Source organism: Flexivirga sp., from assembly GCF_035551235.1.
Lineage (GTDB): Bacteria > Actinomycetota > Actinomycetes > Actinomycetales > Dermatophilaceae > Flexivirga.
Window position 1 is genome coordinate 169,427 of the sequence record NZ_DASZNO010000051.1, and the last position, 14,706, is coordinate 184,132.

Consider the following 14,706-nt stretch of genomic DNA (forward strand, 5'->3'; position numbering starts at 1 on the left):
TGCTGCTCAGATCGTCCCGCGCACGTCCTTGACGAAGAGCACGACGAGGAGCAGATCGCCGGCGTTGTCGCGGGTGCTCGCGACGTAGTCGGTGCAGAAGTCCTGATCGGCACCGATGACGCCCTTGCTCGGGCAGGCCGGTGCGCTCGTCAGCGTGTCCGTCGCCGACTGCGCCCACAGCGCGGTGTAGTGCGGCACGCCGCCCTTCCCGCACAGCGACTTGTCGCAGACGAGCGTCATACTCGCCGGGTTGTCGCGGGTGTAGAGACCGGTCAGGCCGGCGATGAACTGAGTCACCGTGTTTCCGGTGTGGCAGTCCGCTGTCCCGGTGATGCACGGCCCGATGGTCATCACGGCGTTGGTGGTGGTGCCGTTCGGGAGGTTGACGATGCCGCAGATCGGGTCGGCCGCGCTGACCGTGGTGCACCCGGCGCCGTCGGCCCCGGCCGTGAGAGCGGAGCTTCCGCCGGTGAGGACACTGAGCGAGGACTCGACCCGGAAGGCGGCCGAATTGCCACTTGCGATCTTGTTGTTGTTGGTGGCGTCGGCGTGGAGCTGCAGTGCCGGCGTCGCAGTGTCGTAGGTCTCGTCCACGGTGACGCTGGTGGCGTTGGCGGGGATGACGACCTGGGTGGTGCTCAGCCGGCCGACACCGCTCTGCGGCGAGAGCGCGACGATCGTGTCCTTGTTCTGCGCGGCCGAGAGCGACACCGTGGCCTCGAACCGCACATTCGCTGCGGTGAGGACGGTCGGGATGGACGCGCCCGGTGCCCCGTTCAACGCAGCGAGGAGCGCCGGGTCGGTCGAGGCGCTCACGCTGAGTGTGGCGGTCGGGGTCGGGGCGGCGGAGGCGGGGGACGGCGCCGCGAGCAGGGCGCCGATGAGCGCGAGCGCCGAGAGTATGGCGAGGACGAGACGCGCCCGTAGAGCGCGACTCGGGAAGTGCTGGAACATCATGCGGCTCCTAGGGATCGGACAAGCATGCCTTCCAGCGTCCTAGTCCGCCGTCGGAAAAAGATCCGTGAACTCACGGAGGTTTCGCGCCCTCACCCCTGCGGCCGATCCTCCCGCTCCGCGGCGCGGTGTGGACTCAGCCGACCCGGGCGGGCGCGAAAGCCGCTGAGCTACGGGCATATCCGATCGCCAGCACGGCTGCTCCGGCGATCAGTGCGAAGTTCGTGGTGAGCGTGGCGGCGAAGCCACCGGCCAGCACCACGATGCCCGGGTGCATCGACCAGAGCACGCCGGCGCCGCGTCCGGGACCGGACATGAGCGCGCCCGGCGCGGGGCCCTTGTGCGCGTAGAGCAGTTGCCCGCCCGCGACGAGTGCGGCGATCGCGACGGCGTATGCCGCAGCGGAGCCACCGGACCCGGTGGCCAGACCGACGACGGTCGCGACGACGACCTGCACCACGACCAGCGGCGCCAGGTGCAGCACCGATTCGTGGATCCAGGTCAGGCCGAGCAGCGACTGATCACCCGCCGCCGCGGCCTGTCCCTGCAGCCCGCGGGTCAGGCCGGTCGCGCCGATGTGCGTGAGCAGCACCAGGATCGGCAGCAGCAGCGGGGAGTTCGCGTGCTGGATGGCGTGAAGGCCGGCCAGCGCCACGGCCACCACCTCGAGCAGCACCCAGCCGAGCGAGGACCAGCCGGTCCGCAGCAGGCCGGTCACGTCGGCGAGGACGACCGTCAGGTGCTGGCCGGCGACCCGGATCCGCTCCGGCTTGTGCCGCAGTTTCAGCGAGAACGCCTGGGCCCGTGCCCGCCGTGTGTCGGACACGACCAGCGACGACGTGACCGCCTCGGAGAGCAGCGACTGGGTCAGCAGCTTGTGTCCCGGCAGTGCCTCGACCAGCGGCCAGCTCGCCATACCCGTCAGCGGTGCGTGCCCACGCACCTGGCCACGCAGCCAGGCCTGGACGATCAGGATGCCGCCGAGCAGGCCGAGCACGACACCGACCGCGAGCGCCACCGGTGAACCGCCCGCCATCGTGAAGCCGATCGGGAGTGCGGCACCGAGGCACAGGCACGAGGTGATCACCATGAGCTGGCTGCCCCACCACGAGTCGCGCAGCGTCACCCGACGCGGCAGGTCGGTGGCGACGACGAACTCGATGTGGCCCGGCTCCGGCAGCACCGGCCCGCGAGCACCGCCGACCTTGAACGCGATGGCGGCGATGAGCAGGACGGCCACGACGGCGATGCCGGTGGCCGCGAACGGTTGCCGTTCGACCCAGCGGGTGATCTGCGGCCACTCCTCGAAGACGTAGTGCGCAAGGACCGACCCGTAGACGGTGCCGACGAGTGCCGCCAGATAGGCGCCGAAGAGCGCGGACGACAGCGGACCGCCGTCGCCGCGGTAGCGCAATTCGTAGGCGTCCGAGAGGCGTTCACGCTCCTCCGGGGTGCCGCCGCGAGCCATCAGGCGCCCTTCGGGAAGCTGACGGTCCGGGTCGCGGTCGACTTGGCGAGCTCCCTGTCGTGACAGACCCACACCACCGATCCGCCGTCGGCGACCCGCTCGCGCAGCACCTCACCGAGCAGCGCCCGGCGGTCCTCGTCGAGACGTTGCTCCGGCTCGTCGAGCACCAGCAGCGCGGAGGGGCGCAGCAGCACCATCGCGAGCTCGACGAGTTGCCTTTGGCCCGAGGAGAGTTCGGCCAGGAAGCGGTTGCCGAAGCGGAGTATGTCGAGCCGGTTCAGGATCGCCGCGATGCGCTCGCCGGCGCCGTCACGATCGCCGCCCCAGGTCTGGTCGATCAGGATCAGGTGATCGGCGACGGTCAGGTCGCGGTAGCCGGCGACCGGGCCGATCAGCGGCGCGATCACCCGGCGGGTCGCCTGATCGCGCTCGTCGATCGGTTGGCCGTCCATGACGACGCTGCCGCTGGTGGGCGCCAGGTTGCCGGTGAGCACGCGCAGGAAGGTGGTCTTGCCGGCGCCGTTCGGACCGAGGATGGCGATGTTCTCGCCGGCCTTCACGGTCATCGAGGTCGGCGGCAGCATGGTGACCTCACCCTGCACGCAGGTGACCTTGTCGACCTTGATCCGCTCGAACTTCGGTGCCAGCACTGTCCGCTCGCTCATGACAGCCACCCCACGTGGTTGTGCAGGAGCGCGTAGCCCACGAAGGCCACCGAATCCAGGATCGCGTGGGTGATGATCAACGGAAGAACTCTCCTGGTGCGTAGATAGACGGTGCCGAGGATCAGCCCCATCACGATGTTCCCGGCGAAACCGCCGAAGCCTTGGTAGAGGTGGTAGCTGCCGCGGATCAGCGCCGAGCAGACGATGACCACCGGCAACGGCCAGCCGGCCTGACTCCACCGGGTGAAGAGGTAACCGACCATGACCACCTCTTCGACGATCGCGTTCTGGGCGGCCGAGAGCAACAGGATCGGTGCGACCCACCAGTGGCTGCCGAGGTCGGCGGCGATCACGGTCGTGTTGAAGCCGAGGTCGCGCGCCACGACATACAGCACGAGGCCGGGTATGCCGATCAGCGCCGACAGGCCGAGGCCCCACAGGAGGTCGCGGCCGGGGCGCGCCCGATCGATGCCGAGGTAGGTGGTGGAGCGGCGCATCTCACGCCCGAGCAGGTGTATGGCGAGCAGCGCCGGCACGACGCCGAGCGCGATGCCGACCAGTTGGTAGGTCAGGTCCAGCCACGACTGGGTGGCCTGCGAGTTGTTCAGTGACGAGGTCTGCTGATTGAGCGCGACGTTCGACTGCAGGTCCCGGATGATCGACAGGATCGAGTAGATCGCCGAGGCGCCGAGGCTGAGCAGCAGGACCAGGCCGGTCTCGGTGACCAGGGTGCGCGGCGCGAGTCTGCTGTCGGGCACCGTGAGCGGCCCGCGCCACAGCGTGCGGAGGTCGCGCGTCAGGGCCGTCACCGGGCCATATAACCACCCGAGCCTGGGTCGACGCAGGGTGCGTCGCCCAGGCTCGGGTCTTGCCGATGAGGCCAGATCAGCGCTTGCGGTGGTCCCAGTGCTTGAAACCGGCCGCCTTCGCCGCCTCTTCGTCGGTGAACCACACCTCGGCGTCGGTCCGCTCGTAGTGCGGGCTGTCCTCGGTGTGGAAGAGCATCGAGTCGGCGTTGCCCTTGATCCGGTGGCGCTCGGACGGTGCGCTCCCGTCTTCGCGGGGCGATGCCGCGCCCGCACCGAACTGCTCCTGCATCGGGTCGCGTTCGGCATCGTGCGCCGGTGCGGCCGTGGCGCCCGCCGAGCCGGTGCTGCCCGCTGCCGAGCCGGTGCCGGCCACTGGCGAACCGGTGCTGCCCGCCGCCGGTGCCGCGTCGCTCGACGTGGTGGTGCCACCCGCCAGCGGTGCGGCGCCGGACGCAGTGGTGCCCGACGCAGTGCCGCTCGTCGACGTGGTGCCGCTTTCCGACGCGGCAGTGTCGGCCGAATGACCCGTCGTCGAGGTCCCGGTCAGTCCCGTGACCGCAGGGCCGGTGTGACTCGTGCCCACGGTGTATGACGAACCACCGGAGGCCGCTGTCGACCCGGAAGAGGCAGATCCGCTCGGAGCCGACCCCGTGGGAGCTGCTCCGGTCGAACCCGAATCGCTCGGCGCTCCGCCAGCGGCTGTGTCGGAGCCGCTCGTGGTCCCGGTCGGGGTGGCTGCCGCTGCTGCGGAAGCTCCCGCCGCACCAGCACCAGCGCCAGCGCCGCCTCCGCTTCCAGCGCCAGCGCCGGTTCCTGCGCCGGCGCCCGAAGCAGAGCCCGTGCCGGCACCGGAGCCGGACGCCGGTGACCCGGACGGTGCCTTACCGCGCTTCTCGCGGTCCCAGTGGGCGAAACCGGCGGCGGTCGCCGCCGCCTCGTCACGGAACCAGACCTCGGGCTGCGTCGCGGCATACCGCGGGCTGTCCTCGGTGTGGAAGAGCATCGAGTCGGCGTTGCCCTTGATCGGGTATCCGGCCGGTGCGGAGCCGTCCGGCCTCGCCGACGCGGCACCGTCACCGAAGCGCTCGGCCATCGGGTCCTTGCCCGAGGCCGAGGCGGTGTCGGCCGTCCCGCCGGATGCCTGGTCGACGGAGTACCCGACGCTCTGACCAGCGCTCGCCGACTGCGGCGCATCGCCGGCCGCGGCCTCGGTGCCCGCGGGTGCGGTCTCCGAGGAACCGGCCACCGGCGCAGCGGCCGATGTGCCCGGCGTACCACCGGCCAGCGGTGCTGCGCCGGTCCCGGTCGCGCCGCCCACGGTCTGGGCGTCGCCGGTGCCGGCCTTGTCCGACGTCGTCTGCGACAGCGAATCCGCCTGGCCCGCAGTCGAATCCGCGGACCCGGCCTGACTGTCGCCGAGCGGCAACTTGTCGTCGTCGGCGGTCGACGCGGCGTCGCTGCCGGTCGCCTTGTCGTCATCGTGGTGCGACGCGGCAACTGCTGCAGCGCCACCACCGACTACAGCAGCGCCGCCGGCGGCTGCGGCATATCCGGCCCCGTGCCCGCCGGACGAGTCGTCACTGCTCGAGGTGGCGGTGGAGTCGGTCACCGACGAATCGGCTGCCGACGAATCGGTGTCCGTCGAGCCGGTGTCCGTCGAGCCGGTGTCCGTCGAGCCGGTGACAGTCGAGTCGGTCGCGGTTGAGCCGGTGGCAGTGGAGCCGGCGTCGCCGGCGCTGCCGTCGAGGTTGCCGGTGGCGCGCTCCGGGTCGTGGCCGTCGCTCCAGACGTGCCCGGCACCCTCACCGGCATCGTCACCGACGGCCGTGCCGGCTGTGTCGGTGCCGGCTCCGGTCGTGCCCGCACCAGCCGCGCCCGCACCAGCCGCGCCCGCACCAGCCGTGCCCGCGCCTGCCGTGTCGGCCACGCCAGTTCCGGTCGTGTCAGCACCGGTCGTGCCGGCGGAGCCCTCCGGGCTGATGGTGCCGGCCGTCGGGTGCTGGACCTGGGTGCCCTGGATCTCGTTGTCGCTGTGCCTGGTCGCCTCAGCCGGAGTCTGCGCCGGTGTGTCAGCGTGCCGCGGCGTCGCGTCGTCGTTCTCGCCGGCGATCCGGTCGTCAGTGCCCGCAGCGGTTTCGCCGGTGGGCGAGTGCGCCGTGTCGACGGCGTCGTGCACGTCGTTGAACTCGCCGGCTCCGTCGGCGGGCAGCGCCGTACCCTGCTGACCGCGCTCGTCCTGTGAGACCACCGGAATCGCGCTCGTCGGCGCGTCGGGACCGGTTGCGTCGCCGCCGGCGCCGGCCTCGGCACCACGGCCGGCCGGTTCGTCGGTGGGCAGAGCGGACGCCGATTGCGGGTTGGGGTCGGCGGCCGACCCGTAGTTGGTCGTGGTGTGAGCAACGCTGCCGTTCGAAGCGTCGGTCCCGTCCACGTCGGCAGCGCTGGAAGTGCCGCCGGCGCCGGCGCCGGCGGTGCCGGGCTCACGACCCTGCGAGGTTCCATCCGTGGCGGCCGCCCCGGTGTCGGCCGAATCGTCGGAACGATCGTGACCCTTCGCAGCTGCTACACCTGCAGCACCAACTCCGGCCACACCCGCGGCACCTGCTGCAGCCGCACCCTTCGTGCTCGACCGGGCGCCCGCGGCTCCCGTGTCGGACGCTCCGGACCCGGTGCTTCCGGTGTCCGATCGGCCCTCGGCAGACGCGTGGCGTCCGCCCTGTCCTTGCCGCTCCGCTGAGGCACCCTTCGAGGCCCTGGCTCGCATCAAGAACCAAATGATCAGCGCGATGATGATGATCGCGACAATGATCCATACCCACACCATTTTGACCGACTCCTTTCATGGAGAACGTCGACGGATGTCGGCGCCCGGACACGGGCACCGATCACCATTCCTCTTCTATCCCTCCCTAAGCTGGCCGCCGTGTCAATACTCTTCCGTCACTCGCGTATCTTCACCGGCGACGCAAACCAGCCGCTCGTGACCGGAATTCTGGTCGAAAACGGCCGAATCGCGGCGATCGGCGACGGTGCCGAGCTCAGCGCGGCATACGCTCCGAACGAAATCATCGAGTTGCCCGGAAAACTCGTATTACCGGGCATGCACGACGCCCACATCCACACCGCGGGTATCGCCCGATCACTCGTGGCGGTCGACCTGCGCGATGCACGCTCCCTGCAGGAGGCGCTCGAGCGGGTGCGCGAGCACGCCGAGTTGCTGCCCGCGGGCAGCTGGATCTTCGGCGGTCGCTGGGACAGCAACAAGTGGGAGAAACCGGTGCAGCCGACCGCCGCGGATCTCGACGGTGTCAGCGGTGACCACCCGATCGCGCTGTCCAGCATCGACGGCCACACTATGTGGGCCAACTCCGCCGCCCTGCGGCAGGCCGGCATCGACGCGCAGTGGCCGGACCCGCCCGGCGGTATGGCGGTGCGCGACCAGCACGGCAACCCGACCGGCATCCTGCGCGAGTCGGCGCAGGACCCGATCGGCGAGATCGCGGCCGGCCCCGACGCGGGCAACCTGGCCGAGATGCTGCTCGCGGCGCAGACGCTCCTGCTGTCGGTGGGACTGACCACCGTGACCGACCTCAACGGCGAGGAGGCACGGGCGGCATACCTCGAACTCCACCGCGCCGGCGAACTCGCGATCCGGGTCGTCAAGGGCATCCCGATCGAGGCGCTGCAGACGGCGATCGCCGAGGGACGGCATACGGGCGACGGCGACGACTGGCTGCGAACCGGCCCGGTCAAGCTCTTCAGCGACGGCGCCCTGGGTTCGCGCACGTGTCATATGAGTCGCGGCTTCGCCGACGACACCACCAACCTCGGTATGGCGGTCATGACCCCCCAGCACCTGTATGACGCCGCACACGCGGCCGTCAGTGCCGGCATCGCCGTGGCGACGCACGCCATCGGCGACCAGGCCAACCATGTCGTGCTGGACGTTTACGAGCGGATCCGCCGCGACACCGGCACCACGTTGCCGCTGAGCATCGAGCACACGCAGTTCCTGCAGCCCGGTGATGTCGCGCGGCTGCGGCAGTGGGACGTCACGGCGTCGATGCAGCCCACCCACTGCACCAGCGACATCGACCTGGTGCGGACGCTGCTGCCGGACCACGACCTGGTCGCCTACGGCTGGCGCACCGTGCTGGACTCCGGCGCGGATCTGGCGTTCGGCTCCGATGCCCCGGTGGAGGAGGCGAATCCGTTCCACGGCATACACGCCGCGGTGACCCGGCAGCGCGGCGACAACACGCCCGAGGGTGGCTTCCAGCCCGGCGAGCGCGTCACCGTGGCCGAGGCGATCGCGGCATACACGACCGGCCCGGCGAAGCTCACCGGCACTGCCGATCACAAGGGCACCCTGGCGCCCGGCATGCTCGCCGACTTCATCGCCGTCGACACCGACATCACCGACCCGCAGATCCTGGCCGACGAACCCCTGCGCATCCGTGACACGCAGGTGCTGCAGACCGTCGTCGGTGGCGAAACCCGCTGGCAGCGCGACTGATTCAGGCGACGCCATCCTGGTCGGGTGGCGTTGTGTGATGCGCCCACATCACGTCGATGAGGGTGCGTTCGACGTATGACGTGGTGGGTGGTGGCATTCCTGGTGGCGCGGGTGGCCGACTGGTGGCTGTGAGGCTGCCGAGGGTGGTGGTGGTTTCGCCGGCGTGACCGGTGACGTGGTGGTCGGGGTGTTCTTTGGCGTAGTTGCACCATTCGCAGAGGCCGTCGCCGTTGCGTTCGCTGGTTGGCCCGCCTTCGGCGTGGGGTCGGATGTGGTCGGTATGTCGGATCGGTGCCGTGCAGTAGGGGGTGCGGCAGGTCTGGTCGCGCAGTCTGATGAACTCGGCCAACAGTCCGGGGTAGGTGCGGGCTCGGGAGTCCATGCCGACCAGGTCGCCGGTGTCGGGGAAGGCGAAGATGCGCCGGATCTGGACCGCCAGCTCGGGGTCGGTCAACCACTCCCGCGCCAGGTCGGCCGGTATCGGGCCGTAGCCGGGAAGGTAGGCCGGTACGTCACCGGTCAGGGTGTCGATCGGCATCAGCAGGTTGATCCGGATCTGTGGCTTCGGTGAGCTTTGGGGGCTCCAGCTCCGGGGGCTCCGCGCGGGTTGTGGGTTGTCGGCAGCGGCCGACTCGGGTCCGCTTCGGTCGGGCTGCCCCGTTGTGTTCGGTGAAGCGGTTGCGGTTGGCGCTCCCGACCGCTCGGGCGATGCAGGTGCGCCGGCCGCGTTCGGCGATCCGGACCCCTCGGGGGATCCAGGTCCGTCGGCCGGTTCGGCAGTAGCGGACGGATCGTCGTTGTTCACAGTTGGTTCGGAGGCTGCGGACGGATCCGCATCGTCCACGGGCTGTTTCGCGCCCATGGGGAAGCGTCCGGTGACACGCCCGACCAGGGTGTCGGCCATCACGTGCCCGCGCGGGTGGTCCGGGGTTGCAGCGGCGTCGGCGAACGCGGACAGTGCCGCGAAGCAGGCGATGCCGTCCTTGACCGGTAGCAGTGCGCTGAACCGGGTCATGCAGTCCGGCGCCGGCCGCAGGGTGACGCGGCGTTCGGTCTCGGCCCGTGCTCGCCGCGCGGTCACGGCAGCCGGGTCAACCCGGTAGGCATGGTTCTTGGCCTCGGCCTCAAGCCGTTGGTGACTGACCGTGCCAAACAGTTCGGCGACTGCTGTGTCCACCTCGGCGCGATCGTCTCGCGCCAAACATGCGGTTTCCCGGCACAACACGGTGGCGTCCCATTCGGTGATCACCCCGGCCGCCAGCGCCGCCCCTGTGTGGGGCATCTCCTCGACCACGGCGTGCGCGAGACCGAGCAACCGGGATCCCAGATGCGGCGCGCAGCGCCGGGCGAGTGCGACCTGTGAGCCGGCCTCTCGGGCGGTGTCGGCCGGGGAGATGCCGCGCGGCACATCTCGCGCCGACTGGTTCTCGTGCACGGCCACCGCGAGACGCGCCTGCCGCGCGGCCAGAGCGTTCTTCAGCTCCTCGCACGCCCGCAACTCGGCCAGCACGTCATCACCGGCAACCGGACCGTCGAGCCGGTCGTGGAACGCACGCACCGCAGCCGCATCGAGGACGCTCGCTGCACCCTCGATGTCGTCTGTCACTACGTCGCTCATGTGTTCGAGTCTATCGCGAATTGCATTGAGCTGCAAGCACTTTCGGTTGGCCTTGTTATCCACATCCCCTTTCTGCGACGAGGTCTGTCCACAGCGTCGGCGCACGGCGACGTGGGTCGGTGGCTTGTCAGTGACACGTCGGTTGCTTGTCGATGGCTTGTCGGTGGCCGGTGCTGTACTACGGCGATGGAAGAGGTAGTCGCGGACGTCGTGCTGGGCGCGCTCGTTGAGGACGGTCGGGTTCTTCTCGCGCACCGCAGCCCCACCAAGCGAGCGCACCCGGACGTGTGGGATCTGCCCGGCGGCTGCGTCGAGGAGGGGGAGTCGGAGCTCGGCGCGCTGGCGCGAGAGCTGCACGAGGAGCTCGCCATACACATGGACCCTGATGCGGTGTCGCACCTCTACCGGCTGACCGCAGGACCGGCGGAGGAGCCCGCGCTGGTGAGCGCCTGGCTGGTCCACCGCTGGGAAGGCACCCCGCTGAACAACGCGCCGGAGGAGCACGTGGACATCGGCTGGTTCCGGCTGGACGCCCTGCCGTCACCCGCCCACCCGGCCATGCGCGCCGCACTGCTGACCGCACTCGGCAACACCCGGCCTCAGCCGGGCGACCTCAGCCGGGCGACCGATCACCCGGCCGCTGCTCACCCGGCCGCACCAGCCCCGCTTCGTACGCCGCGATCACCGCCTGCGCCCGGTCACGAGCGCCCAGCTTCGCAAGGATCCGGTTGAGGTGCGTCTTGACGGTGCCCTCGGACACGAAGAGCAGCTGTGCGATCTGCACGTTGGACCGGCCGTGCGCCACTTCGCGCAGCACCTCGCGCTCGCGTGCGGTCAGGGTTGCGATCGCCCCGGTGGTCGGCTCGGCGCCGGGCGGAGGACGGCGGGTGAAGTCCTCGATCAGCCGCCGCGTGATGCTCGGCGCGAGCAGCGCGTCGCCCGCCGCCACCTGCCGCACCGCATCGACCAGCCGGTCCGGCGGCGCGGTCTTCAGCAGGAAACCGGCGGCCCCGGCGCGCAGCGCGGCATACACATAGCGATCCGTGTCGAAGGTCGTCAGCGCCAGCACCTTGACCGGCGAACCGGCATCGTGCAGCGTCCGGATCGCCGCCACGCCGTCCATCCCGGGCATCCGCAGATCCATCAACACGACATCGGGGCCGTGCTGCGCGCACGCCGCCACCGCCTCGCTGCCGTCCTCCGCCTCGGCGACGACCTCGAGGCCCGGCTCGCTCTGCAGGATCATCCGGAAACCGGCCCGCACCAGCGCGTGGTCGTCCGCGATGACGACGCGCAGCCGCTCGTTCATTCCAGCTCCTCCACCGGTATGGCGGCCCGCACGCTGAACCCACCGCCGGGCGTGTGACCGGCGTCGATCGTGCCGCCATACACCTTGGCGCGCTCGCGCGCTCCCCGCAGGCCGAGCCCGCCACCGGGTGCCGCAGGCCCCTCCTCACGCGCCGGGCCGTCATCCTCGACGGTGAGCTGCAGGGCACCGCCGTCCAGCAGCACGCCCACCCGGGCCGACGTCGCCGCCGAGTGCTTGCGCACATTGGTGAGCGCCTCCTGCAGGATCCGGAAGCTTGCCAGCTGCGGTCCGGCCGGCACCTGTCGGGCGAGTTCGGGCGCAAGACACGCCTCGACCGTCACACCCGCGGCAGCCGACCGGTCGAAGAGTTCCGGCAGCGCGTCCAGTCCCGGCTGCGGCCCGAGGCCGATGGATTCATCGCCGTCCCGCAGCACCCCCAGCAGGCCGGACAGCTCACCGAGCGCCTGCCGCCCCACCTGCTGGATCGTGCGCATCGCCTCCTGCGCCGGCGGATTCGCCATACTCACGCGCTCGGCGGCACCGGCCTGCACGACCATGACCGAAACCGAGTGCGAGATCACGTCATGCAGCTCGCGGGCGATACGCGCCCGCTCCCGGTCGGCGGCGTCCCGCGCGCGCAACTCCAGTTGTGTCTCGTGCCGCACCGCCGCCTCCCGCAGTCGCTCCGCCTCGCGCGTGCGGGCCTGGATGGTGAAGCCGGCGATGAGCGTCGCGATGACGAATACCGCTCCGAACAGCCAGTTTCCGATCCCGTTGCCGAACGACCAGGTCTGTATGGCGAACGCCACCAGGAAGATCGCCGCCGCGACCAGTGCCGTGCGCATCGACGCCCAGGTGCACACGGTGAAGACGGCGATGACCGGCGCGACGAGCACCATCGTGCCCTGGTTCAGCGGTACGCCCGAAAGCGTTTCGAGGGTCCCCGCCACCGCGACCACCACGACCACCGGCAGCGGCCGAACCCGACGGAAGGCCAGCGCCAGCGCCATGGCCACCTCAGTCACCAGCGCGGCCGCCCTCGGCGCGAGAGCGGGGGTGGCGAGCACCTCGGCGACCGCGGCGACCGTGAGCAACCCACTGAGCGCCAGGTCGAAGCGCGAGGGGCGGACGGGTCGATCCATTCCGCCATGGTGACGCCGTTGCGCGCGCCGCGCGTCCACTTCAGGGTGAATGCGCCTCCACCCACGGTTGCAGGCCCTCGGTGTATGGCGTCATACCGCGGCGCCCGCCTTTTCCGACCACGGGCGGACGCGCCGATCGGTATGCCGGGCCAGCGTGGTGACAGCCGGCGAATCGCCCGGCTCCGAGCCGTCCACGAACGGGCCCGCTCGGCTTCAGGGAAGAGGGAAGAGACCATGCGCACACTGACCCGCACCACGGTGACCGCGACGACGCTCGCCGGGCTGCTGATGACCTTCGGCGCCGCCGGAGCCGCCCACGCAGCCTCGTCGGAAGGAGCACAGAACTTCCAATTGCACTACAACTCAAGTGTTTCCGACCAGGTCAGCCAGGTGATCGGGCACGGACCGATCAGCGGTGTCGGCACCGATGTCGAGAATTTCGGCGACGACGGCGGCCAAGCCGTCTTCACCTTCCGGGACGGCACCGTGGTCGTCGATGTCACCTCCGACAACGAGTCGATGGACCTGAATCTCGCCGCCTGCCACGCCGTGGTGACACTCAGCGGGGACTGGCACATCGATCACGGGACGGGGGCGTACGCCGGCGCCACCGGCAACGGCACCTACAGCGGCACCCGCACGATCTTCGGCGCCCGGATCAAGGGCGTCTGCCAGGGCCCGGAGTCCGGCGTCGAACCACGGATGCAGACCAGCGACGTCATGCTCACCGGCGCCGTCTCCGTCGACTGAGCGTCACCGGCCGGTCGATCAGGCGCCAGGGGTCAGTCCTGGATCCGCTTCCAGGGCTGCGCCTGCTCGATCTGCAGCGCGAGCCGCAGCAGCAGCGACTCGGTGCCGTGGTTGGCGGAGAGCATCGCGCCGATCGGCAGGCCCTCAGCGGTCCGGCCGGACGGCACCGAGATCGCCGGACCGCCTGTGGCGTTGTGCAGCGGCGTGAATCCGGTGTAGTCGACCAGCCGGCGGAAGTGCTCCTCCGCGGACAGGTCGGCGGAGAAGTAGCCGAGCTTCGGCGTGGCGTGTGCCAGCACCGGGCTGAGCACGACATCCGGACCCTTCGCGAATGCCATCCGAGAAGCCGCCGACGACGCCAGCAACCGACTGATGAAGACCGGTGCCTTCCACAAGCGCGACCTGCCCTGTGCCGCGAGACCACGGGTCAGCGGCTCGAGCTTGTCGCGGTCGAAACCGGCACCGAACATCCGGGCGCCGGAACTCTCCACCGCCAGCGCCAGGAAGCGCCAGTAGTCGATGAAGTCGCTCTTGAAGAAGTCGGGCACCGGCAGCGTGTAGGGCTCGACCCGGTGACCGAGGGTCTCCAGCAAGCGGCCGAGCGCCTCCACCGAAGCCCGGCTGGCAGCGTCCGTGGGAGGCGCGACCGGCGAGTCCAGCAGCAGGCCGATACGCAGCGGCCGGTCGATCGGCCGGTCGACGCCCTCGATCGGGGGCAGCAGCCGATTGCGGTGCACCCGCTGGGCGGCGAGATAGAAGTTCGCGACGTCGCGCACCGACCGGGCCAGCACCGAGTCGGTGACGATCCGGACCGGCATCGCCTCTCCGCCGTCGGTCAACCGCAGCCGGCCGCGCGTCGGCTTCAGCCCGACCAGTCCGCAGACCGCGGCCGGAATGCGGATCGAGCCGCCACCGTCGTTGCCGTGCGCGATCGGCACGACGCCGGAGGCGACCCAGGCGGCGGAACCGCCCGAGCTGCCACCGCTGGAGTAGTCCAGGTGCCACGGGTTCTGGGTCTGCCGGCTGAGCGTCTCGGTGGTCGCCGTCCACCCGAACTCGGGCATCGTCGTGGTGCCGATCGGGATGATGCCGGTCTGCCGGAACTGTGCCGCGATCCGGCCGTCCTTGCGCTGCGGAGTGCGCGGCAGCGCCTGCGAGCCCTCCGTCATCGGCATACCGCCGACCTTGATGTTGTCCTTGAATGCCGCTGGTACGCCGGCGAATTCGGCACTCCCCGGGTCCTGGGCGCGCTCGCGGGCACGGTCGAAGTCGGGGTGCTGGAGCGCCTGCAGCGACTCCTCCACCCGTCGACTGCGCTCGATGGCCGCCTCGACCGCCTCCGCGGCGCTGATCTCGCGACTGCGGATGCGCTCGGCCACCCCGGTGGCGTCGAGGTCCCCCAGCGCGTCATCGGTGAATGCGTGGACTCTGGTGTCGGTGTCCTGTGTGGTCACACGACCAAGTTACTAGCCGGT

The 14,706-nt window shown here is 70.5% G+C and carries 12 protein-coding genes; 3 read left to right on the top strand and 9 right to left on the bottom strand.

The annotated features are described in order from the left end of the window. Positions 1–6: 6 nt before the first annotated feature. The 5 genes from VG502_RS20590 to VG502_RS20610 form a co-directional block, all read right to left on the bottom strand. Complete coding sequence (locus VG502_RS20590; protein WP_325552132.1) at positions 7–957, bottom strand: hypothetical protein; 951 nt, start codon at positions 955–957, stop codon at positions 7–9. A gap of 133 nt (positions 958–1,090) precedes the next feature. Beyond that, on the bottom strand, positions 1,091–2,422 hold the full coding sequence (locus VG502_RS20595) for a hypothetical protein (RefSeq protein WP_325552133.1): 1,332 nt from the start codon (positions 2,420–2,422) through the stop codon (positions 1,091–1,093). Beyond that, a complete protein-coding gene (locus tag VG502_RS20600; RefSeq protein WP_325552134.1) occupies positions 2,422–3,087 on the bottom strand; it encodes an ABC transporter ATP-binding protein in 666 nt (221 codons plus the stop codon). Before VG502_RS20600 ends, VG502_RS20595 begins: the two co-directional genes overlap by 1 nt. Continuing rightward, positions 3,084–3,896: a CPBP family intramembrane glutamic endopeptidase gene (locus VG502_RS20605; protein ID WP_325552135.1), complete on the bottom strand. Its 813-nt coding sequence runs from the start codon at positions 3,894–3,896 to the stop codon at positions 3,084–3,086. The genes VG502_RS20600 and VG502_RS20605 overlap by 4 nt, the downstream gene beginning before the upstream one ends. Positions 3,897–3,972: 76 nt before the next feature. Continuing rightward, positions 3,973–6,720 (bottom strand): sunset domain-containing protein, encoded by a 2,748-nt coding sequence (locus VG502_RS20610; protein WP_325552136.1) that lies wholly within the window; start codon positions 6,718–6,720, stop codon positions 3,973–3,975. Positions 6,721–6,876: 156 nt separating this feature from the next. Between VG502_RS20610 and VG502_RS20615 the strand changes: the two genes are divergently transcribed. Continuing rightward, positions 6,877–8,412 (top strand): amidohydrolase, encoded by a 1,536-nt coding sequence (locus VG502_RS20615; protein WP_325552137.1) that lies wholly within the window; start codon positions 6,877–6,879, stop codon positions 8,410–8,412. Between the two features lies 1 nt (position 8,413). Here VG502_RS20615 and VG502_RS20620 read toward each other — a convergent pair whose 3' ends face one another. Beyond that, the gene (locus tag VG502_RS20620; protein WP_325552138.1) at positions 8,414–10,030 is read right to left on the bottom strand and encodes a DUF222 domain-containing protein; all 1,617 of its coding nucleotides are present in this window, start codon (positions 10,028–10,030) and stop codon (positions 8,414–8,416) included. 186 nt (positions 10,031–10,216) lie between these two features. Between VG502_RS20620 and VG502_RS20625 the strand changes: the two genes are divergently transcribed. Beyond that, positions 10,217–10,762, top strand: a complete 546-nt coding sequence (locus VG502_RS20625; RefSeq protein ID WP_325552140.1) for an NUDIX hydrolase — start codon at positions 10,217–10,219, stop codon at positions 10,760–10,762. Here the strand turns inward: VG502_RS20625 and VG502_RS20630 are convergent. Further along, positions 10,644–11,339, bottom strand: coding sequence for a response regulator transcription factor (locus tag VG502_RS20630; RefSeq protein WP_325552141.1), 696 nt, complete (start codon positions 11,337–11,339; stop codon positions 10,644–10,646). The genes VG502_RS20625 and VG502_RS20630 overlap by 119 nt on opposite strands. Then, positions 11,336–12,481, bottom strand: coding sequence for a sensor histidine kinase (locus tag VG502_RS20635; RefSeq protein WP_325552143.1), 1,146 nt, complete (start codon positions 12,479–12,481; stop codon positions 11,336–11,338). Before VG502_RS20635 ends, VG502_RS20630 begins: the two co-directional genes overlap by 4 nt. A gap of 234 nt (positions 12,482–12,715) precedes the next feature. On the opposite strand from VG502_RS20635, the gene VG502_RS20640 reads away from it, so the two are divergent. Next, positions 12,716–13,231 (top strand): hypothetical protein, encoded by a 516-nt coding sequence (locus VG502_RS20640; RefSeq protein WP_325552145.1) that lies wholly within the window; start codon positions 12,716–12,718, stop codon positions 13,229–13,231. A 32-nt stretch (positions 13,232–13,263) separates the two neighbouring features. On the opposite strand, the gene VG502_RS20645 is transcribed toward VG502_RS20640, so the two are convergent. Continuing rightward, positions 13,264–14,685, bottom strand: coding sequence for an amidase (locus tag VG502_RS20645; RefSeq protein WP_325552146.1), 1,422 nt, complete (start codon positions 14,683–14,685; stop codon positions 13,264–13,266). Positions 14,686–14,706 lie beyond the last annotated feature (21 nt).